Raw genomic sequence first — 23,881 nt, forward strand, 5'->3', positions numbered from 1 at the left:
CTCAAGTTGTGCTCCTAATATTTTTTAGCCACAATGGTTATTAGCACAGGATAGTGTGAATCATTGTAAAAAAGTTCATCGTGTTTAAGCTCTTCGGCGGCAATACCCTGAAGCTCCGCCATAGTAGCTAAAACATTACCATAAGTGCCAACTTCTACATTCCCCTTGCCAAACACTTCTTCAAAATCCCTTTTAATCCCCATATCTGTGAAACGCCAATAATCTCCCCACCTCTCATAATCATATTGTGAAATCTGCACGAGTCCTGCCACGGTTACAAGGGCGGTGCTAGATGGTTTTGCGGGCGGATTTATAGATTGATTCGTTGGATTTATTTCACACATTGAGTTTGTTATGCCCCCCCCCCCCATTACTTTTTAGCATTAAATATATACCTTTAATCGCTGCTTTATAATCATAAATAAAATTCAGCGTAACCGTGCAAATAAAGCAGTCTAAAATACCTTGTGGCAAAGTGCTGTGCTGTGTGAGATCGCCTATAATCGTAGCGTTTTTGTTTTCTGTGGTGTAATGGAGAATCTCGCTTTGTGTTACATTGCTCCCAAAAGTTTTGGTGTAGGTATTTTCAGCAATTTCGCATACTCTACCTTGTATAAAATGTGCGTTTTTTCGTAGAAAATCATTGGTGTAGATTCTATCAATGGGTGTGCCACGATCAAAGCCAAAAACTTTTGAAATTGGCTCAATAGAGCGGAGATTATGCCATTTTGGTGGGCGACATAGGCGATTGTAGCGTTGCAGAACTTTTATTTTGCATTGATTGAAAATTCGCCACGGACGCCTAAGCATAGTGCGTAATGTGCTGTTTGCCATAATGTTTCCTAAAATCAAAATAGCGTGGATTCTACATTTTGCAATCTTAAATATTCCTTGATAGTTTAGATAGTTTAAAAATCTAAGCTCTAGCTTCCATATACAAGCTTGATACACCTTTGTATGCTGAGCCATCGGCATTTATATCAAGCAGGTAGGTATTAAAATGGGGGATTTGGGAGTGGTTATAACGCATTGTTTGTATATCGCTAAATCCCGCTTGTGTAAGCAGCCGCTTAAGCGAAAAGCTATCATACGCCCATTTGTGTCGCTCTCCAATGCTTGTGCGGATAAAGACTTCATCGCGTATGCTACGCGGAGCTAGAAAATAAAGGGATTTAAGATAGAGATTTAATATCTTATTTGTGAGTTTATCAAGGGTGATTTTGGATTTTAGGCTAGGTTTTGTAACAGCGTGGGGAGTTATGAGCCTTTCGCCTACTCGTTGCTCTATAAAATCCGCTTTTATCCTATCTTTGCTTACTGATACTTTGTGGAAGCACTCTCCCATTTGTCCGCCACTTTGCATACGCACCATTTGATCAAGCATTTCAATCATAAGCCAATCATATTCAAATTCAAGATTTGCAATATCTAAGGTTTTGGCTAGATTCTGTTTGCCCCCCCCCCCCCGTTAGATTCTGCTTTGTAGAATCTTGTGCGGAATTTGTCAGCTTGTAAAGTGTGGCAAGATAAGCGGAAGCAAGATTCTGTAAATCTGGCACGACAATCCTTACAATACTATTTGGCTTTAAGATTCTTTTGATTTCTTTAAGGATTTGCAGGGCTTTTTGTGGGGTTAAATGCTCTAAAAAGTGGCTACTATACGCCACATCAAAGCTTTCATCAGCAAAAGGGAGTGTGCGAAGAAGATTCACTTTCTTTACTCTTTTATCTATCGGGCTAAAGTCAATATTGACCCAATCTGGGTGGATTCTACTGCCACAGGCAAAGTTTAGGAGTTTTTGATTTGATATATTCATCATTTATCCTTATGGGAGTGTTTTATAGACAAATATCGCAATTATAATGATGTTTGACTTAATTTTTCGCAATCGCTCATAGTCTTTGAGTGAAAACATTTTTTAATAAATGTAAAAAGTCCTCTGTGTGCAAGCCTAACAATCCATTTAAAATATGATGGTGCGATGCGTTTTTGACTAAATAAATGCAATCCTCCATAAGAGAAGAAATAGAGATTGTGATTTTTAGCAATAAGTTCTAGGGATTGATAAGTGTAGAAGCTAATATGCTGCCCGTGAGAAAAACCATAATACCACCAAGTATTTGTGCCACTAGATTCTGGAATAGGGCAGGGGAGAAGTTCTGTGGAAAAAAGCAAATTAGGGCAAATTTTTAGCATAGAATCTATCTCTTCTCTAGGGTTTGGCAAATGCTCAAATACTTCAAAGCAGGTCGCCATTGTTGGTGTTGTGTTGCTATCCCATTCAAATCCTCGTGCAAATAAATTTTCACAATATCTATCACTCCAATAGCTATCTATCCCCACATCGCGGAGCAAACGCACGAGTAGCCCACTTCCACCACCAAAGTCAAGCAGAATCTTTTCATTCACCCCCCCCCCCCTGTTAAAATATCACCTTTATCGCCCATACTAAACAAGAGGGCAGCGACACACGAAACAATTTTATATAAATAAAAATTGCGTGCGACTATGCCTGTATCAGCAATATTGATAGCACTTTGATAGGCTAAAGGAAGCCAATACACTTCATCGCAACCTAAAAATCCGCAATGCTCACACTTATAGAAAGGCTCATTAAATTGATGTAGAATTTGTGCATAAAAGGCTACATTACTTTTTGAGCCACAGATTTTGCACGAAACACTTTGTTTGACATTTTGTATTTTCATAGATTCTCCTTTGTGTTAATGACTAAAATCCTTGCAAGTATGCAAGGGCAAATGCTTTATGGCTTTAAGTCTTTCATCTCCTTGTAAAAATGAGAGATTGCCAAATGTATCGCGACTTTGCCTTGCGTGATGAGTGGAGCAATACTCTTGCAATGGAGCAGTAGAGAATGGAAGTTTAGATTCTAAGCTTTGGTGAATAAAAAATGCGTTAGTCCCACTAGAATCTGCACCTGCAAATATATATCCTTTGCTTTTGCCAAGCGAGATTAAAGCTTTTATACTTGCACCAAAATATAGTCCGCTGTGATGAGCTAAAAATCGATCAAAATCTGCACGATATGGCACACTCACACAAAGCGATTCTCCAAATAAGGCATTGTATTCAACTACCACAATAGCAGGTTTCACGCATTCTATAGCTTCCCATACAAAATAATCTACCCCATCAATATCAATGCTTAAAATAGCGATATTATCTAGCTTTCTAGAATCTAACCATTGTTTGATTAGAGTGTTGATATTATCCTTTGTGATAAAAGCACATTGTGCCTCTAAATCGTGCTTCCAATATATACCATCTTGTTTGATAGATTCAATATGTGTCGCACTTCCATCCATAATAAATCCCATAAAATTCCGCTTTTTCAAAAGATAGCGAGTGTTGGATTCTGTATAATCTTGCACTCCAAATTCCACAAAAGCACGAGGATAAGGCGAGTGTATAGAATCTAGCTCCAGTGCCTCAATAAGCAAGTCCAAAATTCCATCTTCGCCATTTTGTGAATACACGCTAAACTCAAAATCTCTAATATCTATTCCCCCCCCCCCCCCATTAATTGCTGTCTATAAAGCTGTTTATGTTGGATTGATAGGAGATTTGCGTGTAGCATAGTTAATTTATCAAGCTTAGAATCTAGCCCGTGGGTGAAGTAGATTCTCAACTTTTTGAATATTTTTTTAAGAATTTTTTTCATTGCTGCTCCTTTTTTGGTTAGTAGGCTAGGACCTTTATTTCATAGCTGAAAATTTGCGGACTTGGTGTGTGGAAAGCACTATTTGTTATGCGATTCCAAAAGGCAAAGTTAAGTTTGTAGAGTTGTAAAAAGAACTTGCGAATAATTCTTTTTACACCTTTTGTCCCTGCAAGTGCATCTTGATCTATAATGTCTATGTGAGTAAAACCTGCCATTTTTAGGACATAAATCAAGCTTCCAGCTGTAAAAAGTGTGTTATGAGTAAAATCTTCATACGCCCAGTAGCAGCCTGTGTGGCTTTGGGCATTTGGCACTGCTATAAACATTTTTCCACCTTCTTTCAAAATATTATTCTTAAAATGAGAGAGAATCTCCACTACTTGCTCTTTTGGTAGATGCTCCAAAACATGTGTTGTGATAACTAGGTCAAATTTGTCTTGGGGGCTAAAGTCTAGGATATTTTCATACACTATGGCTTCTATCCCTACGCTTTGCACATAGGCAATGGCTTTGGGATTTATATCAATGCCAAGCAGTTTATACTCGCCCCCCCCCCCCCCGTTAGAATCCGCAAAATTACAATAACACTTTTTAATCGCTAAAAGATTTTGTCCAAAGCCGCAGCCAAAATCTAGGATTCTAGCGTGTTTAGGCAGCTGGCAAATCACTTCCTCAAAATACGCTGGCAACTTTGCTTCCTTGTAGGTCTCTAGGCTCACACCCCTTGCTTCAAAATATTCACTCATTTTTGCTCCTTTGTGTAGATTTGCTCTATGACATCAATAACCTGTTTAGGCTGTATGTCGTTAATATCAAGTGTGCTTTTGTAGGCAAAGACATTGCTTAACTCCTTGTATCTGGCGTAATTTGCCGTGATAAAGGGGTGCAACACAGGGTAGTATTTATCCCTTATCTCTTTAGGATAGGGGATAAATCTACCCAAATGGTTGCCGTTAGACACGACGACAATTATCGTCGTGTCTAACAAGGCACATAAATGCACCGCGCTTGTTTCATTCGAAACAAGCAGGTTGCCGTTATACACGAGAAATGCCAAATCCACCAAAGTAGTTTCCCCCGCTAAATTACATAGAGATTGCCCACACTCTTTTGCTATGGGTTGTAAAATTTGCGTGAGTTTTGCTCCAGATTCCCTATCCGCACCCCCTCCGCATATAAGGATATTGTGCTTGTGGTTTTGCATAAGATATGCCCCAACTTCTGCAAAATGCTCTATGCTCCATTGGCGATATTTTGCACTTGCCCCTATGAATAACACGCTATAAGGCTTTTTGGTGGGTATTGCTCGTGTGGGTGGGCAGTGGAGATGAAGCTTTGGAGAAGTCTCAAGGGGCTTTTGTAATAGCTGCTCAAAAAACTCTTTATTACGATAAAACTCAAATATAATATCCTTGGTGCTTGGCGTTAGGGTTGTGTAGATTCTATCGTGGCGTGTTTTTTTGCGTGGAGAGAGATTGACATCATCACCTTGTGGAGCGATTTTGTTTAGGGCGTTTATATGTGAGGCAAGAGTAGCATTTAGCTCATCGCGAGAATGCACGGGGTTAATGAGTAGCTCATAGCCTATTTGCTTGATGTGGCGTAGGATTTTAATTTTCTTATGAATATGTTTTGTTTGAAAATGTGCCGTGTTAATCCAAATGCAATTATCACAATATGATGAGTCAAAATACTCATACAGGGATTTCCATACACTATTGCCAATAAGTGTAATATGGTGTGTAGGATAGGCTTGTCGCACTTCACTTAAAAAGGCACGAAAAAGCAGATAATCTCCTATGGCATCAGTGCGGAGGATAACAATGCTTTTTTGCCTATGAATCTTGGGCTTTGTGTAGGCAAGGATATTGATACAAAGCTCCACAATAGGCTCTAAAATCTCGCGTAGGATAGGCTTTAGCATTATGCTACAAACCTTGCGTGAGTTGTGTCAAAAGTGCTAGCGATATGAGTGGAAGTGGGGATAGGAGCGAAAAATACAGGATAATCTAAGAAACTTGTGGAATCTGGAAAATATGAGAATTGTAAAAAAATACTTAAGAATCTATGATTGCTCCCCCCCCCCCCGTTAAAAATACATAAGTATTGATATAGGTATGTGCTATTTTTGCAGATTCAAATCTCAAAGAAGAGACTCTAGCATTGTGGGCAAGTGTGGCATAGGCTTTTGCATCTTGGCTTAAAATCCACTCTATACCCTCTCCTAGTGTGTTAGAGTCGTTTGCAAGCGGTGCTAGGTAGCCATTATGCTTGTGGGTAATCATATCACCATTACCACCAATATCAAATGCCACAACAGGTGTGCCACAAGCTAAAGATTCCATAATGACATTGCTTAGATTTTCTGCCAAACTTGGAGCGACAAATATATCACAGGCATTAAAGGCAAAGGCTAGAGCGTAGTCATCGTGGAGGAAGCCTAGTGTATGGGATTTAATCCCTTGAATCTGCGGGGCTTCTCCGCCAAAGACAAGTAGCTCACATTGTGATTTAAGACTAAAGGGGAGATTTTCTAGGGCAATTTTTAACTCGTTAAAGCCCTTTCTTCCCACACTAGCCCCACCAATCGCACCAAAGCCGATATAGTAAGTAGGCTGTGCAAAAATATGGGGGAGCAGCGTATGTAAAGTATGCTTGGCAATAGAAATAAGCCAAGTTTTATCTACTGCCCCCCCCCCAGCTAATTGTGCGTAAGTGTCAATATAAGCGTGGGCGACTTTTGAAGATTCAAAAGCTTTTATCGCAGAAGAGCGAGCATTGCGAGCGAGAGCTTCATACTTAGCTGTTTCAAGGCTTAAAATCCACTCTATACCCCTTGCTAAATCGTTTGTGTCATAGCATTTGGCAAGATAGCCATTGTGTTTATGAGTGATAATATCTTTTAGCCCACTTGTATTAAATGCTACTACTGGTGTGCCACAGGCTATGGCTTCAAGGGCGGTTTGCCCAAAGGATTCTAAATGGCTTGGCATAATAAACACATCACTTGCACTATACAACAAAGCCAAGGCAATATCATCGTGCAGTGTGCCTACATAATGTGTGGGTATATCTTGTAGATTTTGCCCTTCACTAGAGCCAAAGACGAGCAATTCACACTTATCTTTAAGATTTTGCGGGAGACAATCTAGCGCGGCTTTTAGCTCATTAAAGCCTTTGCGTGGCGTTGAAGTCGCACCAATGGCACCAAAGCTTATGATTTTTTTAGGCGTGTGGATATGCAGCATTTCTCGTGCTAGGGATTTTTGTATCGGGCGATAAATGCGTGTGTCAATGGGATTTGGCAGATTGATAATAGGCTTAGAGCTTAATAGGCTAGAGTCTTTGGCACTTTGTGCTATCCAGCGAGATAAGCCATTGATGGTAAGATTTTTTAGCTTGGCATAGGTCTTTGCTTTACGCTTAAATGTCCAAAAGCTTATGTCAAACGGATAGGTAGATTTAAGCAAGGGGCAGCTTTTACAACGAGTGCCAACCCCTACACAGGCGGCTGCCACTATGTGGCAGCCGCCTGTGTAGGGGTTGGCATCGTGTAAGCTCCATAGTATAGGGGCTTGTATGGATTGTAAGTCTTTGATACTAAAAAAGCCATTTTCCACCCAGTGTAAATGCACGATGTCTGGTTTTAGGGCTTTTATCGTTGAGACAAGCAGATGATTGCTTGGGGTAAAAATGGGGAGATTAGGGGAGAATATGTCTTTTACTCGTTTTGGGTAAGCCATAAGCGGAAGCTGGGATAGAAAAGGGCGGATTTTAGCGACAAGCTTTTGAGGTTTTGTTTGAGCAAGTTGTTTGACCTGCGGCGTGTCGCCTGTTTTAGTCTGCGTGATAACAATAGAATCCACCCCTGCTTCTAGCAGGGCTTTATGTAGCCTTATGCAAGCTCTACCAGCTCCGCCATTATCTAGACTAGTGATATGCACAACTCTCATCAAAAAGCCCTATGGATTAGTTTAGGCGCGTATTGTAGCGTATTTGTATGTCTGTGCAAGTCTAGCCCTTTTGCTGCTCTTTAAGCCAGTCAAAGAGGGCTTGACTGTATCCAAAGCCCCCGGATAAGTGGCTAGCAAGCGTGTCTTTATACATTCCTTGGTAGATGTCGCTGCCGGGCTGCTTAGGGTAGAGTGGATTTTCAAGATTGAGCGAAGTATCGAGCATAAACTTTAGCAAAATTGCTTCAAAGGCATCGGTCTGCTCTTTTAGCTTTGCATCATCGCTAGTTTTGCTAATGCTTGGGGTTTTGTTTGCTTGGTAGGCTGCTAGGGTGCTGCTTGTGTCGATTTTCATTGTTGCTCCTTTAATGTGTTAAAAAGTGGATTCTAGCCTTATGGATTCGGTCTTGGGTAGGCAATGTGATTGATTGCACGAATTTTAGGGTAGCCGCAGACATCTAGTCTAGCTCTACCCTAAAATTCGTGCAAAACAACCAGCCCCACCACAATTCCTAGAATCCTAGAAGAAAAGGGACTAAGTGTGAAATCCGCACAGCCCTAGAATCCACCTTTCTCATAGAACCTCTATCGGCGCGGCGATCGCACCACTTTGGCGCATAGCCTCTAGGATAGAGATCATACTCTTTGGGCTTGCGCCCATTTTTTGCAAGGCTTTGACGACATTAGATATGGTCGTGTTGGGCTCGCTCGCACTGATTGTCGTGCTATTGGGATCAAAGCTTGTCGTAGAATCCAGCTTTTGCGCGCCTTTTTCATCAAGCAAGGGTTCATTGGTGATTTTTAGCGTTATATCACCGCTTGTAACCACCACAGGGCGCACAGGTATGTCGATCCCTGCGACAATCGTGCCGGACTTTTCATCGATGATGATTTTGCTACCCATTGTGTAATCAATCTGCACTTCTTGGAGTAGGGCTAGAAACTCCACAGGGGTTAGATTTTCTGGGCGATTTAGCTTGATCGTGCGAGAGTCTATGGCTATGGCACTTTGCTCGCCAAAGGTGCTATTTAGCACTTGCTGGATTTTGATAGCATTTTGGAAGTTTGAAGTCTTTAGGCTTAGGGTTAGATCTTGCTGATTGCTTAGATTATAAGCGACTTCGCGCTCTACAACGGCACCTTGTGCGATCGTGGCATTTAGGAGATTGCTCGAGCTGCCTGTGCTCACCGCGCCTTGCGCTATGGCATAGATATTGCCATCTACTGCGGTCAGTGGAGTCATCACTAAAATCCCGGATTCTAGGGATTTGGCATCGCCTATGGAAGAAATTTGTATATCAAGCTTATCACCCTGTCTGGCAAACGCCGGGAGATTTGCGGTAACGACCACCGCAGCGACATTTTTGGACTTTATGCTCTCTGGGCTTACCTTGACATTCACGCCTTCAAGCATATTGGCGATGGATTGCATAGTAAATTTTGAGCTAGTTTTATCGCCCGTGCCATTAAGCCCGATCACCAGTCCATAGCCGATTAGCTGATTGCTTCTCACACCTACGATATTGGCTATATCGCCGATTTTTTCCGCATAGGCTTGCGTGCTAAAAAGCAGCAAAAATATCGCTGTCATTATGTAGCGGTGGCATTGCTTGTGCATTCTTGCAGTCATTATCTCTCCTTAGGATAAGCCATATTTGATAGGTATCGCTAGGATTCTAAGCAAAAAGGATTCCATAAATATTGTGCCAAAATAGCTTTGACTTATGCATATTTATAGTATTTATTTATTTTTTCGTTGTAGAATCTAGGCTCACATTCACACTAAAGGAGAAGTCTATGAACTCACTTCAAAAAAAGTTCGTTGCTACACTAGGGATTTTTGGCTGCGCTGTTGCGCTAAATGCTGCTGCGCCAGCAGATATTATTAAGACAAAGTGCCAAGCGTGCCACGGGGCAAATATGGAGAAGCAAGCTCTTGGTAAAAGCAAGATCACAAATACAATGACAGAAGAAGAGATCAAAAAGGATCTTCTAGGATATAAGGCAAAGACTTTGAATCACTTCGGTCTTGGCGCGACAATGTGGGGGCAAGCAGCAGCACTAAGCGATGAAGAAATCGATGCGCTTGCAAAATATATCCCTACTTTGAAAAAGTAAGTCTTAGAAAAATAAGCATTGTGTCTGCTGCTTAGCAGTGGGCGCACTTCTACTACAAATACTACAAAGCAGACTAGATTGAGATCTCCCAAAAACACAGACAAATCCGTATCCCCACAGATAGATCCAGCACAATTACTAGACCCCACACAAGATCGTAATGATAATGACGACAAGCTTGGGCAAGATTTTTTGCGCGAGATCCAAGAAAATCCAGAAAATATCAAGCAGCTTTTAGAAGAATTTATCAACATTAGCTATCGTTATGAAAAAGATGTCAAAGATGCTAAAGCCCTGTATGAATGGCTCATAGAGACACTGCCGCAAGCTATTTGGGTCTATAATTACGATGGGAGCTTTTTCTACCGCAATACTCGCGCGATAGAGATTTCACACATAGTAGAATTGATACAAGCAAACCCCCAAGATAGCCTAGAATCCACTTTAGAAATTGAGTGCGACAAGCGGATTTTCCTTGTGCAAACAAGCTCTTTTCAAAATCGCTTGCTAATTACTGCCACAGATATTACAAGCCAAAAGCGTCAAGCCAGACTTGCTTCTATGGGGCAGATTTCCGCGCATTTGGCACACGAGATCCGCAATCCCATAGGCTCGATGTCTTTGCTTGCAGCGACATTGCAAAAATCAGCACTACAATCACAGCTCCCCATCATCGATGAGCTGCAAAAGTCCATTTTCCGCGTGGAGCGTATCATCAAAGCAACACTGCTATTTTCTAAAGGCATTAGTGCCAATAAGCAGCCCCTAAGAATCTGTGAGCTGCAAGATGAGCTGCAAGCCTTTGTGAAAAGTTATAGCTTTAGCAAAGACATCGCATTTCACTATGCTTTTGCCGATAAAGTTGCCTATATGGATAAGGATTTGATCTTGATCGCTTTGCAGAATTTTTTATTTAATGCCATTGATGCGATAGAAGAGGGCGATAATGAATGTGGGCAAGTAGTGCTAGAGGGCGATATTACACAGGGGGAAGTGTGCTTTTTGATCAAAGATAATGGCAAGCCCTTTGATAATCCAAACATTCTCTTTGAGCCATTTGTTACCACCAAGCTTAAGGGTAATGGGCTAGGGCTAGCTCTGTCAAATCACATTATCCAAGCGCATTCTGGGCGCATAGAGCTTAATGCCAAGGATAAGGAGTTTAGAATCTATCTCCCTAAAGTAAGTGTATAGGCTAGCTGGTTATCATAGATTGGCTTAGATCGCTGCCTTACTTATATGCAGGCTTGCAATAACAATATGATGAAAAAAACACAATGGGTAAAAGTGGATTCTAGGCTTTAGATGCGAGAATCTAGGATCGCATAATGAAGGGGATAAGACTAGGGCTATCAATGCAGCGTAATGCTTAATCTATAATCCTAGTCTGCCAGCCCTAAGCTTTTATAAAAACGGATTCTAGGCTTGCTGTGTGTTTAGCTTATATCCCACACCGCGTATGGTTTCAATCTTTTTTCCAAAGCTTCCAAGCTTATTGCGCAGGGTGTTGATATGCATATCCACAGTGCGTGTCTCTCCGCTAAGCTCATATCCCCACACAAGCTCCAAAAGCTCCTCCCTAGAAAATGTCCTATCGGGATTTTTCAGCAAGCAGGCAAGCAGATCAAATTCTTTCAAGGTGGTTTTGATCTCTTGATTGTCAAGAGTGATTGTGTGGCGTTTGGGCGATAGAGAGAGTGTATCTAGCACCAAATCCCCAAAATCATCGCCATTATAGCGGCGCAGCAAGGCGCGGATCCTAGCAAGTAGCTCTAGCGCACTAAAAGGCTTTGAGAGATAGTCATCGGCCCCTAGATCTAGCCCTTTGATCTTGTCATATTCACTACCAAGTGCGCTTAGTATGATTACAGGTATGTCGCGTGTCTTGCTCTTTTCCCGCAGGCGTTTTAGGATACTTAAGCCATTTTCATTGGGTAGCATTAAATCAAGCACGATGAGCGCAGGCAGCTCTTTGGTCAAGCTAGCATTAAAATCTAGCGCATTATCAAAGCCCTTGGCTTCGATATTTTGGCTTGAGAGCGCGTATAGCACAAGCTCCAAAATACTGCTATCATCTTCTAGCACATATACCATATAAATCCTTATCGCAAATCTTGTGAGATTTTACCCAAATCTTCCGCCGATGTAATCTTTAGTGCGCTTGTCTTTGGGGCTATTAAACATCGCATAAGTTGTGTCAAACTCCACCACTTCTCCAAGCAAGAAAAACGCCGTTTTATCCGAGATTCTAGCGGCTTGCTGCATATTGTGCGTAACGATTACTATGGTGTATTTTTGCTTCAGCTCACTGACTAGCTCCTCGATCTTTAGCGTAGAGATGGGGTCTAGTGCGCTTGTAGGCTCGTCCATTAGTAGCACTTCTGGATTGACAGCAAGGGCGCGTGCGATACAGAGTCGCTGCTGCTGCCCACCACTTAGCCCAAGGGCAGATTTTTTTAATCGGTCTTTAAGCTCTTTCCACAAAGCCGCACCTTTTAAGCACCGCTCCACTATTTCATCAAGCTCGGCTTTTTTCTTTATGCCGTGGGTTTTGGGACCGAAAGTGATGTTGTCATATACGCTCATAGGGAAAGGATTTGGCTTTTGAAACACCATCCCCACGCGCTTGCGCAGGATATTGACATTGTAGTCTTTGTAAATATCCTTGCCTTCAAGCAAGATTTTGCCACTTACTTGACAATCAGTTACTAAGTCATTCATACGATTTAAGCAGCGCAGAAGGCTAGATTTGCCGCAACCACTTGGACCGATAAAGGCACTTACTTCATTTTTGAGCAAGTTGAGATTGATGTTTTTAAGCGCGTGGAAGTCCCCATAGTGGAGATTCATACCTTTTAGCGTGAAAATATCTTTTGATTTTGGGGCTTGAGACTTGGCGTTTTGCATTATTGCTCCTTGGTGTCGTTATGCTGGCATAGGTGGGCTAAACTTTTTAGCGACAAAGTTTGATAAGAGATTTAGAGCTATGACCACGAGCAAGATTACCACCGCACTTGCGGCGGCTTGATTGATATAAAGCCCTTCATTAAGTAGTTGATACAAATGCACACTAAGTGTCCGCCCAGAATCCATAGCCACCGCCACTTGCGCCACACTCCCTGATGTATAGAGCAGCGCAGCACTCTCGCTGATGATGCGCCCTATGGATAAAATCACCCCAGATAGCACGCCGCTTACCGCACAAGGCAGAATAATGCGAAATAGCACCACAAGTTTTGGCGCACCAAGCCCAAAGCCTGCTTCTTTGTAAGTCTCTGGCACGCATTTTAGGGCTTCTTGGGTGTTGCGCAAGATCAGCGGCAGCACCATAATGCTTAGGGTAAAAGCCCCTGCTAGCATAGTGAAAGTATTATCAAACACATAGATGACAAAAACAATGAAGCCAAACAGCCCATATACGATAGATGGAATCCCAGCCAATGTTTCTGAAGCCATATTGATCGTGCCAACAAACCACGAATCAGGCTTGGCGTATTCTTGCAGATAGATCGCGCCTAGGATCGCTATGGGCGCGGAGCAGAGTAGGGATATGACCACGATTATAATGGTATTGATGATAGCTGGGAGCATAGAGACATTTTCTGTGGTGTATTTCCACTCAAAAAGCGTGGCATTTAAATGCGGCAGCCCACTATACAGGATATAGCCCACGATAAGCGCAAAGACAGCGATCGTAAGTGTGATGGCTATATACACACTTACTCGCAGGATAAGTGATAAGAGATCGTTGTGGGCTGTGGTGCCACGCGTTTGTGTCGCTTGCTTTTGGGGCTTTAGCTTTGCTTGCTTGCTTGGTAGCTTTGTGGTATGAGCTTTTGCCATAGTGTCCCTTGAGTATTAAAAAATCTAGCTAGGATTATAAAGCGAGTATGTAAAAGCCTTTCACCACATTGTAAAGGCTTTGTAAAATGCCTATAACTCCACGCAGATACGGAAACATTTAGAAATCGACCACGCGCAATGTATGTCAAAAATCACTAAACATATATTGTGTTTAACAATTTTTGCTAGTATTCCATCTCCAAAATCTCAAAACACAAGGTGAGTTTATGAAAAAATTCTTTCTTTTCACTTCAGAATCTGTAACCGAAGGACACCCAGATAAAATGGCAGACCAAATCAGTGATGCAGTGCTTGACTACATCATTGAGCGAGATAAAAATGCACGCGTAGCGTGTGAGACGCTTGTAAGCAATGGCTTTTGTGTCATCGCTGGGGAGCTAAAGACGAGCGTATATGCTCCTATGCAAGAAATCGCTAGAAAAGTCGTGCAAGAAATCGGCTACACAGACGCGCTCTATGGCTTTGACTACCGCAGCGCAGCGGTGCTAAATGGCATTGGCGAGCAAAGCCCGGATATCAATCAAGGCGTAGATAGGGCTGATGGCGAGATAGGTGCTGGCGATCAAGGGCTTATGTTTGGCTATGCGTGCCGTGAGACGCCTTCGCTTATGCCTTTGCCTATTTGGCTCTCTCACCGCATTACAGAGGGCTTAGCAGCAAAACGCAAAGATGGCACACTGCCCTTTTTACGCCCAGATGGCAAGTCTCAAGTTACCGTGCGTTATGAAGATGGCAAGCCTGTAAGTATTGATACAATCGTTATATCAACGCAGCACAGCCCAGAGACACAGCAGACGCATTTGAAAGACGCAGTGATTGAAGAAATCGTGCAAAAGGTAATCCCACAAGAATATCTCAACGATAATATCCGCTATTTTGTAAATCCCACAGGCAAATTTGTCATCGGCGGACCACAAGGCGATGCAGGGCTAACCGGGCGTAAAATCATCGTGGATACTTATGGCGGGAGCTGTCCGCACGGAGGCGGGGCATTTAGCGGGAAAGATCCTAGTAAGGTAGATAGAAGTGCGGCGTATGCGGCACGATATGTAGCCAAAAATCTTGTGGCAAGTGGCGTGTGTGATAAAGCGGTAGTGCAAGTAGCCTATGCTATTGGCGTGGTAGAGCCTGTATCAATCCTTGTAGATACGCAAGGCACAGGCAAAGTAGAAGACTCTGTGCTGACAGAGTGTGTGAAAAAGGTCTTTAGACTTACGCCTAAAGGCATTATAGAATCACTTGATTTACTTCGTCCTATTTATCGCAAAACTGCAGCGTATGGACACTTTGGACGAGAATTGCCGGAATTTTCTTGGGAGAAAACGGATAAGGTTGAAGAAATTAGAGAGTTTTGTAAAGTGAAGTAGTAAGCCCTAGAATCCGGTTTTGAGCATTGTTTGTTGGCTACTAAAGAATTTAGGCTGTCTTGCTTCTAAAGAACTCGCATTGCTTGCTTTCTAAAGAAACCTGCTTCGACTGCGCCTCGCACCGCTACGCTTGCTTTCTAAAGAAGCTTCGCTGCGCTTGCTTTGCCGTGTGCCGCCGTTGTCAGCTCGCAATGACAGGGGATTAGCTCTTTGTATGGTTGCGATTTCATCATCTGTGAGATTGTGGAGCTTATAGACTAAAGAGTCAATTTTGGATTCTAGCTCTTTTTACTTATGGATTGCTTCGGCTACGCCTCGCAATGACGGAGAAAAGCGTTTTACTTGTCATTGCGAACGCAGTGAAGCAATCCATACTAGAATCCACTTTTACTCCTTTTCTATTGTTTCTATCTCATCATCGGTGAGATTGTAGAGTTTATAGACTAAAGAGTCGATTTTGGATTCTAGCTCGGCGGTGGTTTTGCTGTCATTGCGAGACTTGCTCTGCAAGTCGTGGCAATCCATACTTTACACTAGAAACCACCTTTTACTTGTCATTGCGAGATTCTGCGGTAGCAGAATCGTGGCAATCCACTTCTTTCTGTCATTGCGAGCTTTGGCGTAAAGCAAAGCGTGGCAATCCACTTTCACACTAGAATCCGCTTTTGGTTTGTGGATTGCCGCGCGGTGCAAGCACCGCTCGCAATGACGGGGAAAGCGTTTTATTTGTCATTAGCAACGCTGAAGCAATCCATACTAGAATCCACTTTTGCCTTTAGGGTCTATTTTTTAAACAGCTCACTATGGCTGCCTATGCGTATGCAAGAGAGTAGCAATGCTTCTTTATCTTTTTTATACACGAGTAGCAAATCTGGCATTATATGGCACTCTCTATATCCACTATAATTGCCGATAAGCTTATGGTCTTTGTGCTTTGGCTCCAGGGGTAGGTCATAGAGCAGGCGATTTATCAGCGATTTTGCTTGTAGCTTTTGGGCTTGGGAGAGCTTTTTATACTGCTTTTCAAATCTACTTGATGTTTCTAGCTCATATTTTGGGCTATCCATTAGCTTGCATAGCCCTTTCAAACTCTGCAAGGCTTTTGTATCGCTTTGTCTTACCCTCTCTTTGCTCCGCTTCAAACTCGGCGATAGCTTCTTGTATCTCTGCCTTTTGCATATCATCGTGCTGTGCGATGATTATGGCATTTGTGTTTTTCACTAGCTCGGTATAGGCTGGCAGAAACTCATCTTTGATATTTTCTATAATCAGCGTCATAGGCTCTTCCTTATCGTTTTGTGTGGCTTAAAATTCTAGCATTAGTTTTCTATGTTTTGGAATCTATGGTGGCGATTTCATCGTTTGTGAGATTGTAGAGTTTATAGACTAAAGAGTCAATTTGGGATTCTAGCTCTTTTTGCTTATGATTGCCGCGCCGATTTCATCGGCTCGCAATGACGATTGGGGTTGGATTGCTTCGGTCGCTTCGCTCCCTCGCAATGACGGGGAAGCCGTGCTAATCATCAGTGCGGAATTGTAGGTCGTAGTTGATGATAAACTCTGTCTCTTGCTCTGTGAGTCCATATAGAGGGCATATCAATCTATCGATTTTGTCGATAATATGCTTTGATTTGCGTGCGTAGTAGGCTAGCTCTCCAAGTGAGCGATAAGGCTTGGCATTTGCCTTTAAATCTGCTTCGTATTCTGCATAAGTGGATTCTAGCTTGTGTAAGGTCTCATCGCTTAGATTTGCCAAAGGTAGTGGAAAATCTAGGATTTCATAGCCACGATTATCAAGCCAATTTGAATTGATAAGCCACCACCAATAAAAGAGTGTGCTACTCATAAATGCCCCAACTGCTTTGGAATATTTTGATTGTAAAAATAAAGCAACTTCCTTGCTGGAATGTGTAGCAAAAGATGTGGCAAGTTTATAATAAAGCCCACCACTACTGCGATAATAAATCGCCTTAGCACTCTTGGCTTCACTTACTACACTATCAATAGTAGAATCTAAACTATACATTTTACGCAAAATATCTGCTTCTATTTGGTAGCTTATCTTTGGGAGTCTGCCACTTTTGATATAGGGCAAGGAGTCTGTGAAAGCTAGATTTTGCAAGATAGCTTCTATGCTTTGGTGCTTGTAGCGTTTGTTGATTTGCGTGGTGTAGAGGTGCTGGCATTTGGTGTGGGATTTGATAAAAGAGATTATGGATACATTTGTGGCGGCGTTTAGGAAGATTTGATTAGGGCGGTAGCCATAGCTACTCACCCATATACTCTCGCAATTATTAAGTAGGAGCTTGTGTAAGCCTTGCATAGACTCGCTGGCTGTTACACTCATCGGCACGATTAGGCTCACTATGCCTTGTGTAGCGCAGTGGTTGTAGCTCTGCTCGATAAAAAGGCTGTAAGTATTAAGCGAGCCTACTTGTAGCTTGTCTTGCCACTGCGTTGGGTAGAGTCGCTTGGCTTCTCTCTCATTGATTGTGCGGGCGGATTTGTAGTGCTTCTTAAATATAGGCTTATGCTCGGCTGGATAGGTAGCACCATAGGGAGGATTACCTATAACGATGTCAAAGCCGCTTAGCCCAAACATATACTCGCTGTCAAAAAAGCCTGCCACAGAGTGCGGGTCGTAGGGATTCCAGCTTGTTAGGGGGCTTTGCTCATCTTGGCTAAAGACTAGGGATTTGGCTAGGTTTTTGGCGGCTTTGTGGTAGTCTTTTTCTAATTGGGCTTTGTCTGTGGTGTCGGCACTGAAATTGTCCTTGCGGATTTTAAGCAGGTCTTGCATAATTTTATCATAGTTGGTTTTATCTAGGTTTGTGGGGGCTTGGGGCAGTGGGAGCAGGGAGTTGGCACTTAGGAATTTGAACTCCAAGTTTGGCAGGGGAGCTATGGAGTCTCTATCTTCATCGACTATGAGCGATAGGAAGCAGCGCAAGCGTGAAATCTCTGTCGCCATAGGCTGAATGTCTATGCCGTAGATGTTGCTTTGCAGTATTTCTAGCTTTCTTGTGTAGGGGGAGCGGGTGTCGCCTAGCAGGTCTTGGAGGTCTAGAATCTCTTGCATAAGCCCTATGGGGAATGCCCCGCTGCCACAGGCTGGGTCTAGGACTTTTAGGGTGGATAGGGCGGCTAGGATTTGGGCGTGTGTGGTTGGGGGTAGGTGGCTTGGGTCTTGGTGGAAAATGAGTTTATGGATTGCCGCGCCGATTTCATCGGCTCGCAATGACGGAGTGGGGGTATTGGGACTAGAATCCGCTTTTTTATTTGCGGCGTTTTTGCTGTCATTGCGAGAAGTCGTAAGACTTCGTGGCAATCCACTAGAATCTATTTTTTGTGCTTTGTCTTTATGGATTGCCACGCTTTGCTCTCGCAAAGCTCGCAATGACGGAGTGGGGTGGATTGCTTCGGTCGCTTCGCTCCCTCGCAATGACGATAAATGGGCGTTTGTGGTGTCAAAAGTGGATTCTAGGGCGGTCTGCTCGCGGCAGGATTTTTGCGCGGCTGTTTTATCGCCGATTGTGGATTCTAAGATTTTGGAGCTAGAATCGTGGCTTTTCGAGCCGCGCGCGGAGATAAGCCTTGAGTGGCTATCGCACAAGCGCGGCGATGAAATCCGCGATTCTAGCCCAAAAGCTGAATCCATTTTGGAAAGTAAGTATTGGTAGAGCGAGGTGCGACACATATACCGCACTATCTCGCGCGGCGTATAATAACTCCCTGTCGATTTACGCAATGAGCTAGTAGAGTCCTTGCGATTATCAGTAAATAGCTCGCTCAAAAGGCTCTCAAACACCATACCTAAAAGCTCTGGGTTTAGCCCTACTTCTTGGGCGTCTGGGGTGGATTCATCAATGCTGAAGTGGTAGCTTTCAAGCAGGGTGAAAAGCTCGGCTAAGGGGGCGTTGGGGACTTTTAGGGTGGTGTGGTAGGCGGTGGGGCGGCTTGGGGAGTAGAAGTCGCTTGCCTGTGGGGCGAAAAGCCCGCCGTTTAGGTAGGGGATCTGCTTTAAAAGAGCGGCTATGTGTGGGTCTAGCAGGGCGTAGTCGCGGGCGTTTTTGGGGGTGTTTAGCGTGGTGAAAAAGAGCGGCTCTAAAACTTCGTGGTAGTAATTGCCGCTTAGGGCGGTGCTAAAAATGGCTGTATCTATAATGCCCTTTTTCTCTAGGAATTTGCAAAAAAGTAGGCGAGAGAGGAGGCGGAGGGAGAACTCTCTTTTAGTATTGTCTTGGGAGGCTGCATTTTGGGCGTTGGCTTTTTGCGAAAAAGCGGGGAGTTTGTGGCTCACTGCGTCGATAGACACTCGAGTCTTATCTCCTTGCTCGCCACTGCACAACCCCGCTTTTTCATCAAAAATCCTGCCGCCTGCGGCTTGGCTATCAAACGCGTTTTCTGCTTTTGTGTCGTTGTCGCACAATCCTGCCGCCTGCGAGTCGCTTAGATTTTTGGCGTTTCTTTTAGAATCCACTTTTTTCTTGTCATTGCGAGCGGACTTGTCCGCGTGGCAATCCATAGCTTCATCGCTAGAATCCACTTTTGATTTATGGATTGCCGCGCCGATCTCATCGCCTCGCAATGACGGAGTGGGGTGGATTGCTTCGGTCGCTTCGCTCGCTCGCAATGACAGAGTGGGGAGCTGGATAGAGTCTATCAGCGCGATAAAAATCTGCACAACCTCTTGGTAGAACTTTTCATTTAAGCTCTCTATGCTTAGGGCTTTAATGCTCTCTTGGTAGAGCTGATCAATAGGCGTGGGCGTTTGCTTCTTGGTCTTGGAGGCTTTGGCTATGGAGTCAAGATTGCGCAAATGCCCTTTGCTAGGGGAGAGTAGGGATAGATCTTTGATGATTATGACTCTTTCTAGGACATCTTGGTCTGCGGCGCGCTTATGCTCTCTGCGCGTGGCGAAGCTTATGGTGAGTAGGTCTTCTTGCGGATTTAGGAAGAAGATGATGTTGTAGGAGGGGATGGCGCGGTTTATGGCTTGGGTGGCTTTGGCATAGAGAGATTTGGAGAGTGTGGCACTAGGCTTTGAGCAGATAAGGCTAAAGGCTAGGTTTGTATGCCCTAGGCTAGAGCTAGAGAGAGTCTCGCTGCTAGCAGCAGAGGCAAAGCACACAATCGCGCCGCCAAAGTCAAACTCTCCATAGCTCTGCTCTAGGGCGTGTAGGGCTTGCGCGTCTGCTTGGGCTACTTCTAGGGAGAAAAGCTCATAGATAAGTGCTTTGAAGCTTTGTGCTAGGGCTTTAGGGCTATTTTTGTGGTGGGATAGGGGGGATAGGTGGGGGGTCATTGGAGGCTCCTTTGGTTTTGGTTTGGCTTTAAGCGATTCGGCTTTGGGTGGTTTGGGCGTTGGCTTTTTGCGAAAAAGCGGGGAGTTTGTGGCTCGCTGCGTCGATAGACACTCGAGTCTTATCTCCTTGCTCGCCACTGCACAACCCCGCTTTTTCATCAAAAATCCTGCCGCCTGCGACTTGGCTATCAAACGCGTTTTGGGCGTTTTCGCTCTGCAAGTTGTTTAGACTTTGGGCGGTTTGAGTGAAAATCCTAGAATCCGCTTTTGCGGATTGTGTGGATTGCCACGATTTTGCTAGCGCAAAATCTCGCAATGACGATAAAAAAGCTTCATCGCTAGAATCCACTTTTTGATTATGGATTGCCACGCCGCCGTTGTCGGCTCGCAATGACAGAGAAGCTTGATTTTCTTCTTCAAGGATTCTAGGAGTTGCGGTGGTGCTGTGGTAGCTTTGCGAAAATTGGGGAAGGTTAGCGAACTTGGCGTTCGTGCCTTTCACAAAACAAGGGACACCGCTCGCCGTAGGCGATGTTTCTTTAGTAATTTTCGCAACACTGCCGCATTGCTCACCCAAGACTGAATCCCCCTTAGAAAAAGTGCTCATAGACTCTTTGCCTTATAGTTTGCTAGCTCGCTAAAGTCCGGATTGACAAACAAAAACGCAATGAGTGTAAAGCGTTTTTTCTCAATGGAGTAGAGTCCGCTATCGCGCGTTTTTATACTGGCTTGGGCTTGGCTGTGGGATAGTATCTGTGCTTCTAAATCTTTGGCTATATCTTTGAAAATAGCTTGCAAGAAAGCGATATTTTCATAATCTTGGCTGGCTCGCTCTAGGGAGCTAAACTCCGCTTTATCGGCTTCTTTTATGCTGGCAAAGTCTCTAAGCTGTGAGAGGTTGCGGCTGCAGTCGCTATCGCTCACAGATGGCAGGAGCTTCTTGCTAGCGCAGTTGTAGAGGGTGTAGTAAGTTTTCTTACTCTCATCTTGCAAGGCGGCAAAGATGAGATTCTGGGCTAGGGTGCTTGCGCTTGTGGAGCTTGATCTAGCGATAGAAAATATGCCATTTGGCAGGTGGCTTTGGTGCTTCTCGCTTAGCATAGAGCCTAGCACAGAGCTTGGGGATAGGAGGTAGTCTTTGGTCTCATCAAGTGCGCTTAGCTTGCTATCTAGGGCTTGGTAGGCTTCTTGTCTGGCTTGCTGGCTTGGCTCTTGCTCAAGGCTTGTGCCAAAGAAGTTTTTCTGCGTGGTGGTGGTAGCTGCTGCTTGGGTCTTGTGGGCTATGCGTGATTCTAGCTTGATGTAGGATTCTAGCTTGATATGTGGGAAAAAGTGGTAGATATGTATCTGTGTGTGGCTGCTACCGATACGATAGATCCGCCCTATGCGCTGGATCGCACGCACGGGATTAAAGGCTATGTCCCAGTTGATGAGATTGGCGCAGTCTTGGAGATTTTGCCCCTCGCTAATGCAGTCGCTAGCTACGAGAATATCTATGGGCTTTTCGCCGCTAGCTAGGGTGTATTTCTGTGATTTGGGGGAGAAGAGTCGCTTGTTTGCATTAAACTCTTTGGTCTTGGTCTCGCCTGTGATACTAGCTATGTGTAGCTTGGGGTAGCTAGCCTGCAAGCTTTGCTTAATGGTCTCGCAAGTGATGATAGACTCGCTAAAGATTAGGAGCTTCTGGCTGTGGATACTCTCGCCTAGGGCGTCTATGATCTTGCATACTTGGGTAAATTTCTCGCTTCTAGCAAAGTGCTTTTGCGCATTGTAGGGGGAGATCCTTTCTTGTATGGATTCTAGCTTGGATAAATCCTGCTCGCATAGCTCTCTAAAGCGCGGAGATAGCTTGGTGATATAGCCATATTCGTAGCATTTCTTGAGTCTTGTGGGGAAAATGGCGGCATCTTCATCAAGCAAGTCATCTTGCCTTTCTTCTAGCTCTTTGGCAGAGAGGAAGCTGCGGTGGTAGGCGATGATCGTGCCTAGGATTTTGGAGAATGCATCTAGGGAGGATTCTAGGGCTTTTAGCAAGCTCATCGCTAGGAAGCCCCTTGGCGTGGTGTAGTCGCCTAGATTTTCTAGCTGCTTATCTTGCAGGATTTCTCTAATAGAGTCTGGGAGAAAAGGGTAGGGGTCATAGATACTAAAGCTGATTGATTCGCTTGTCTTATCATCGCCAAGTCCTAGGATTTGCACAAGCTCTTCATAGCTAAAGTCTATCCCGCTAGGCACGCTTGATAGGAAGAGCTTGGGCGCGATGTGGGCTTTGGGGAGGTGCTTGCCCCAAAGCTTTAGCTGGGATTCTATCTCGCTGCTTTGTGTGGTGTAGATAGTGTGAGTGAGCCTGTAATAATCCTTGGGGATTGGCGCACTAGATTCTAGGGCTTTGTCTGCTTGGGCGCAGACTCTAGCTAGGTTTAGCGTGTCGCCGCTTATAGTGATTGTGGGGTTGATTAGGGCTAGTTGATTGGATAAATCGGTGATTTTGTTGTTGATAGGTGTCGCGCTAAGGAGCAGCAGGCGTGCGGATTTGCTGAGATTGGCTTGGAGCTTGTCGTATTGGTTTTGGCGTGATTTTGCCGAGCCGTTGCGGAGATTATGGCTCTCATCGATGATGATAAGGCTGGCGTATTTAAGTAGTTTTTGCACTTTTTCATCTGGGTTGGCGGCTTGGTGGTAGCTTATGATATGGGTGCAGAAGCTAAGGTCTGCTATCAATGTGTCGCGTGGGCTTTGCGGAGCGTGGCTAAAGTAGCTCTCCCACTGGGCGCAGAGCTTGGGAGGGGTGATTATGACAATATTGCTATATGCGCTTAGCACGCCTAGGGCGGTGAGTGTTTTACCCGCGCCCACAGAGTCCGCGCATAGGGCTACTTTGTAGGTTTTAAGCCGCTTTTGCAGCTCTTTTGCCGCTTTTTGCTGGAAAGGATAGAGTCCAAATGCCTTGCTCCCTTGCTCTATAAGCGCATTTTCATCGCTATCTAGATCGGCTTCTGGGTGCTCTAGCAGGGCGTAGAGCTTGGCGAAAATATCCTTAGGGCTGTGGTAGAAAAAGCTCGTGCTTAGGGCTTCTTGGACTTGCTTGGTGCTATCTTGGCAGGCGTGTAGCATTTGGTAGAAATACTCTAGGGCGGCTTGTGTGTCGGCTTTGGAGTCGCATACTAGGTTTAGCTCTTTGTTGCTCTTATTGTCATAGAGTCCTAGTCCGCTGGCGGTGAAATTTGAGCTGCCGATGATGGCAGTTTGCGTGCGATTTGGCGTGTCTTTGGTGTGGAAGACATAGAGCTTGGCGTGAATAAGAGTGCTTTTGCCTTGTAGCATAGCGATGTGCGTGGGCGTGTCGCTGATAAATCTATATGCCTTGCGCGTGGTGCGTAAGCTCTCTAGCTGCTCTGTGTAATCAACTATGCGTAAATCATAGGGATCTTGTAGGAAAAATCGCACTTGATCTGTGTCTTTTGTCGATGGGTCTTGCGTGCCTAGGATAAGGGTTAGGGAGCGGATCTTGTGTGCGTGGGTGGAGAGATACTCTAGGGCTTTGGCATTGAAGTAGCCACTGATTATAGCGATGTCGCAGCTGTGGTCCTC

25 protein-coding genes and 1 pseudogene are annotated in these 23,881 nt (G+C 44.2%); 3 read left to right on the forward strand and 23 right to left on the reverse strand.

Annotated elements, in window-relative coordinates; genetic code table 11:
- Positions 1 to 14: 14 nt before the first annotated feature.
- From NYG90_RS07425 to NYG90_RS07485, 13 genes are all read right to left on the reverse strand, one after another.
- Positions 15 to 344, reverse strand: coding sequence for a hypothetical protein (locus tag NYG90_RS07425; RefSeq protein WP_115011788.1), 330 nt, complete (start codon positions 342 to 344; stop codon positions 15 to 17).
- Positions 337 to 834, reverse strand: coding sequence for a hypothetical protein (locus NYG90_RS07430; RefSeq protein ID WP_285264896.1), 498 nt, complete (start codon positions 832 to 834; stop codon positions 337 to 339). Before NYG90_RS07430 ends, NYG90_RS07425 begins: the two co-directional genes overlap by 8 nt.
- 82 nt (positions 835 to 916) lie before the next feature.
- Positions 917 to 1,393 carry a methyltransferase type 11 gene (locus tag NYG90_RS07435; RefSeq protein ID WP_285264897.1) on the reverse strand — a complete coding sequence of 159 codons (477 nt, stop codon included), beginning with the start codon at positions 1,391 to 1,393 and terminating at the stop codon, positions 917 to 919.
- A gap of 19 nt (positions 1,394 to 1,412) precedes the next feature.
- Positions 1,413 to 1,820 (reverse strand): class I SAM-dependent methyltransferase, encoded by a 408-nt coding sequence (locus tag NYG90_RS07440; RefSeq protein ID WP_285264898.1) that lies wholly within the window; start codon positions 1,818 to 1,820, stop codon positions 1,413 to 1,415.
- A gap of 38 nt (positions 1,821 to 1,858) precedes the next feature.
- Positions 1,859 to 2,410 carry a class I SAM-dependent methyltransferase gene (locus tag NYG90_RS07445; protein ID WP_285264899.1) on the reverse strand — a complete coding sequence of 184 codons (552 nt, stop codon included), beginning with the start codon at positions 2,408 to 2,410 and terminating at the stop codon, positions 1,859 to 1,861.
- The gene (locus tag NYG90_RS07450; RefSeq protein ID WP_285264900.1) at positions 2,407 to 2,709 is read right to left on the reverse strand and encodes a hypothetical protein; all 303 of its coding nucleotides are present in this window, start codon (positions 2,707 to 2,709) and stop codon (positions 2,407 to 2,409) included. Before NYG90_RS07450 ends, NYG90_RS07445 begins: the two co-directional genes overlap by 4 nt.
- A 15-nt stretch (positions 2,710 to 2,724) precedes the next feature.
- On the reverse strand, positions 2,725 to 3,339 hold the full coding sequence (locus NYG90_RS07455) for a hypothetical protein (protein ID WP_285264901.1): 615 nt from the start codon (positions 3,337 to 3,339) through the stop codon (positions 2,725 to 2,727).
- A gap of 182 nt (positions 3,340 to 3,521) precedes the next feature.
- A complete protein-coding gene (locus NYG90_RS07460; protein WP_285264902.1) occupies positions 3,522 to 3,683 on the reverse strand; it encodes a hypothetical protein in 162 nt (53 codons plus the stop codon).
- Between the two features lie 17 nt (positions 3,684 to 3,700).
- Positions 3,701 to 4,429 (reverse strand): class I SAM-dependent methyltransferase, encoded by a 729-nt coding sequence (locus NYG90_RS07465; RefSeq protein ID WP_285264903.1) that lies wholly within the window; start codon positions 4,427 to 4,429, stop codon positions 3,701 to 3,703.
- Complete coding sequence (locus NYG90_RS07470) at positions 4,426 to 5,607, reverse strand: glycosyltransferase family 9 protein (protein ID WP_285264904.1); 1,182 nt, start codon at positions 5,605 to 5,607, stop codon at positions 4,426 to 4,428. The genes NYG90_RS07465 and NYG90_RS07470 overlap by 4 nt, the downstream gene beginning before the upstream one ends.
- Positions 5,608 to 5,740: 133 nt before the next feature.
- Positions 5,741 to 7,636 carry a glycosyltransferase gene (locus NYG90_RS07475; RefSeq protein WP_285264905.1) on the reverse strand — a complete coding sequence of 632 codons (1,896 nt, stop codon included), beginning with the start codon at positions 7,634 to 7,636 and terminating at the stop codon, positions 5,741 to 5,743.
- Between the two features lie 61 nt (positions 7,637 to 7,697).
- Positions 7,698 to 7,991: a Rod binding protein gene (locus NYG90_RS07480; RefSeq protein WP_285257247.1), complete on the reverse strand. Its 294-nt coding sequence runs from the start codon at positions 7,989 to 7,991 to the stop codon at positions 7,698 to 7,700.
- A 219-nt stretch (positions 7,992 to 8,210) separates the two neighbouring features.
- Entirely contained in the window at positions 8,211 to 9,266 is a 1,056-nt protein-coding gene (locus NYG90_RS07485) for a flagellar basal body P-ring protein FlgI (RefSeq protein ID WP_408938836.1), read from the reverse strand.
- Between the two features lie 167 nt (positions 9,267 to 9,433).
- Here NYG90_RS07485 and NYG90_RS07490 point away from each other — a divergent pair, with 167 nt between their 5' ends.
- Together NYG90_RS07490 and NYG90_RS07495 are read left to right on the forward strand one after the other, a co-directional pair.
- Positions 9,434 to 9,754 (forward strand): c-type cytochrome, encoded by a 321-nt coding sequence (locus NYG90_RS07490; protein ID WP_115011797.1) that lies wholly within the window; start codon positions 9,434 to 9,436, stop codon positions 9,752 to 9,754.
- Between the two features lie 78 nt (positions 9,755 to 9,832).
- Entirely contained in the window at positions 9,833 to 10,948 is a 1,116-nt protein-coding gene (locus NYG90_RS07495) for a sensor histidine kinase (RefSeq protein WP_285257246.1), read from the forward strand.
- A 225-nt stretch (positions 10,949 to 11,173) separates the two neighbouring features.
- Here NYG90_RS07495 and NYG90_RS07500 read toward each other — a convergent pair whose 3' ends face one another.
- The 3 genes from NYG90_RS07500 to pstA are packed head-to-tail and all read right to left on the reverse strand — an operon-like array spanning position 11,174 to position 13,597.
- Complete coding sequence (locus tag NYG90_RS07500) at positions 11,174 to 11,848, reverse strand: response regulator transcription factor (protein ID WP_115011798.1); 675 nt, start codon at positions 11,846 to 11,848, stop codon at positions 11,174 to 11,176.
- A 30-nt stretch (positions 11,849 to 11,878) separates the two neighbouring features.
- Positions 11,879 to 12,661, reverse strand: a complete 783-nt coding sequence (pstB, locus tag NYG90_RS07505) for a phosphate ABC transporter ATP-binding protein PstB (protein ID WP_115011799.1) — start codon at positions 12,659 to 12,661, stop codon at positions 11,879 to 11,881.
- Between the two features lie 18 nt (positions 12,662 to 12,679).
- Complete coding sequence (pstA, locus tag NYG90_RS07510) at positions 12,680 to 13,597, reverse strand: phosphate ABC transporter permease PstA (RefSeq protein WP_115011800.1); 918 nt, start codon at positions 13,595 to 13,597, stop codon at positions 12,680 to 12,682.
- A gap of 227 nt (positions 13,598 to 13,824) precedes the next feature.
- On the opposite strand from pstA, the gene metK reads away from it, so the two are divergent.
- Complete coding sequence (metK, locus tag NYG90_RS07515) at positions 13,825 to 14,985, forward strand: methionine adenosyltransferase (protein ID WP_285257245.1); 1,161 nt, start codon at positions 13,825 to 13,827, stop codon at positions 14,983 to 14,985.
- Positions 14,986 to 15,372: 387 nt separating this feature from the next.
- On the opposite strand, the pseudogene NYG90_RS07520 reads toward metK, so the two are convergent.
- The 7 genes and pseudogenes from NYG90_RS07520 to NYG90_RS07550 form a co-directional block, all read right to left on the reverse strand.
- Positions 15,373 to 15,462: pseudogene (locus NYG90_RS07520) on the reverse strand (type II restriction endonuclease); the annotation flags it as partial.
- A 51-nt stretch (positions 15,463 to 15,513) separates the two neighbouring features.
- Complete coding sequence (locus NYG90_RS07525; RefSeq protein ID WP_285257243.1) at positions 15,514 to 15,678, reverse strand: hypothetical protein; 165 nt, start codon at positions 15,676 to 15,678, stop codon at positions 15,514 to 15,516.
- An 89-nt stretch (positions 15,679 to 15,767) separates the two neighbouring features.
- Positions 15,768 to 16,052, reverse strand: a complete 285-nt coding sequence (locus NYG90_RS07530) for a type II toxin-antitoxin system RelE/ParE family toxin (protein WP_115011808.1) — start codon at positions 16,050 to 16,052, stop codon at positions 15,768 to 15,770.
- Entirely contained in the window at positions 16,045 to 16,263 is a 219-nt protein-coding gene (locus NYG90_RS07535) for a hypothetical protein (protein ID WP_115011809.1), read from the reverse strand. The genes NYG90_RS07530 and NYG90_RS07535 overlap by 8 nt, the downstream gene beginning before the upstream one ends.
- Positions 16,264 to 16,501: 238 nt before the next feature.
- The gene (locus tag NYG90_RS07540) at positions 16,502 to 20,290 is read right to left on the reverse strand and encodes an Eco57I restriction-modification methylase domain-containing protein (RefSeq protein ID WP_285264912.1); all 3,789 of its coding nucleotides are present in this window, start codon (positions 20,288 to 20,290) and stop codon (positions 16,502 to 16,504) included.
- A 28-nt stretch (positions 20,291 to 20,318) separates the two neighbouring features.
- Positions 20,319 to 20,897, reverse strand: coding sequence for a hypothetical protein (locus tag NYG90_RS07545; protein WP_285264906.1), 579 nt, complete (start codon positions 20,895 to 20,897; stop codon positions 20,319 to 20,321).
- Positions 20,894 to 23,737 carry a helicase-related protein gene (locus NYG90_RS07550; protein WP_491545791.1) on the reverse strand — a complete coding sequence of 948 codons (2,844 nt, stop codon included), beginning with the start codon at positions 23,735 to 23,737 and terminating at the stop codon, positions 20,894 to 20,896. Before NYG90_RS07550 ends, NYG90_RS07545 begins: the two co-directional genes overlap by 4 nt.
- Positions 23,738 to 23,881: the final 144 nt, after the last annotated feature.

It is taken from the genome of Helicobacter zhangjianzhongii, assembly GCF_030249855.1.
Taxonomy (GTDB): Bacteria; Campylobacterota; Campylobacteria; order Campylobacterales; family Helicobacteraceae; genus Helicobacter_B; species Helicobacter_B zhangjianzhongii.

Excerpts from the sequence above, each read along its gene's own strand:
- NYG90_RS07425 (WP_115011788.1), bottom strand. The coding sequence starts at position 344 with ATGTGTGAAATAAATCCAACGAATCAATCTATAAATCCGCCCGCAAAA.
- NYG90_RS07430 (WP_285264896.1), bottom strand. The coding sequence starts at position 834 with ATGGCAAACAGCACATTACGCACTATGCTTAGGCGTCCGTGGCGAATT.
- NYG90_RS07435 (WP_285264897.1), bottom strand. The coding sequence starts at position 1,393 with ATGATTGAAATGCTTGATCAAATGGTGCGTATGCAAAGTGGCGGACAA.
- NYG90_RS07440 (WP_285264898.1), bottom strand. The coding sequence starts at position 1,820 with ATGATGAATATATCAAATCAAAAACTCCTAAACTTTGCCTGTGGCAGT.
- NYG90_RS07450 (WP_285264900.1), bottom strand. The coding sequence starts at position 2,709 with ATGAAAATACAAAATGTCAAACAAAGTGTTTCGTGCAAAATCTGTGGC.
- NYG90_RS07455 (WP_285264901.1), bottom strand. The coding sequence starts at position 3,339 with ATGGGATTTATTATGGATGGAAGTGCGACACATATTGAATCTATCAAA.
- NYG90_RS07460 (WP_285264902.1), bottom strand. The coding sequence starts at position 3,683 with ATGAAAAAAATTCTTAAAAAAATATTCAAAAAGTTGAGAATCTACTTC.
- NYG90_RS07465 (WP_285264903.1), bottom strand. The coding sequence starts at position 4,429 with ATGAGTGAATATTTTGAAGCAAGGGGTGTGAGCCTAGAGACCTACAAG.
- NYG90_RS07470 (WP_285264904.1), bottom strand. The coding sequence starts at position 5,607 with ATGCTAAAGCCTATCCTACGCGAGATTTTAGAGCCTATTGTGGAGCTT.
- NYG90_RS07475 (WP_285264905.1), bottom strand. The coding sequence starts at position 7,636 with ATGAGAGTTGTGCATATCACTAGTCTAGATAATGGCGGAGCTGGTAGA.
- NYG90_RS07480 (WP_285257247.1), bottom strand. The coding sequence starts at position 7,991 with ATGAAAATCGACACAAGCAGCACCCTAGCAGCCTACCAAGCAAACAAA.
- NYG90_RS07485 (WP_408938836.1), bottom strand. The coding sequence starts at position 9,266 with ATGACTGCAAGAATGCACAAGCAATGCCACCGCTACATAATGACAGCG.
- NYG90_RS07490 (WP_115011797.1), top strand. The coding sequence starts at position 9,434 with ATGAACTCACTTCAAAAAAAGTTCGTTGCTACACTAGGGATTTTTGGC.
- NYG90_RS07500 (WP_115011798.1), bottom strand. The coding sequence starts at position 11,848 with ATGGTATATGTGCTAGAAGATGATAGCAGTATTTTGGAGCTTGTGCTA.
- pstB (WP_115011799.1), bottom strand. The coding sequence starts at position 12,661 with ATGCAAAACGCCAAGTCTCAAGCCCCAAAATCAAAAGATATTTTCACG.
- pstA (WP_115011800.1), bottom strand. The coding sequence starts at position 13,597 with ATGGCAAAAGCTCATACCACAAAGCTACCAAGCAAGCAAGCAAAGCTA.
- metK (WP_285257245.1), top strand. The coding sequence starts at position 13,825 with ATGAAAAAATTCTTTCTTTTCACTTCAGAATCTGTAACCGAAGGACAC.
- NYG90_RS07530 (WP_115011808.1), bottom strand. The coding sequence starts at position 16,052 with ATGGATAGCCCAAAATATGAGCTAGAAACATCAAGTAGATTTGAAAAG.
- NYG90_RS07535 (WP_115011809.1), bottom strand. The coding sequence starts at position 16,263 with ATGACGCTGATTATAGAAAATATCAAAGATGAGTTTCTGCCAGCCTAT.
- NYG90_RS07540 (WP_285264912.1), bottom strand. The coding sequence starts at position 20,290 with ATGACCCCCCACCTATCCCCCCTATCCCACCACAAAAATAGCCCTAAA.
- NYG90_RS07545 (WP_285264906.1), bottom strand. The coding sequence starts at position 20,897 with ATGAGCACTTTTTCTAAGGGGGATTCAGTCTTGGGTGAGCAATGCGGC.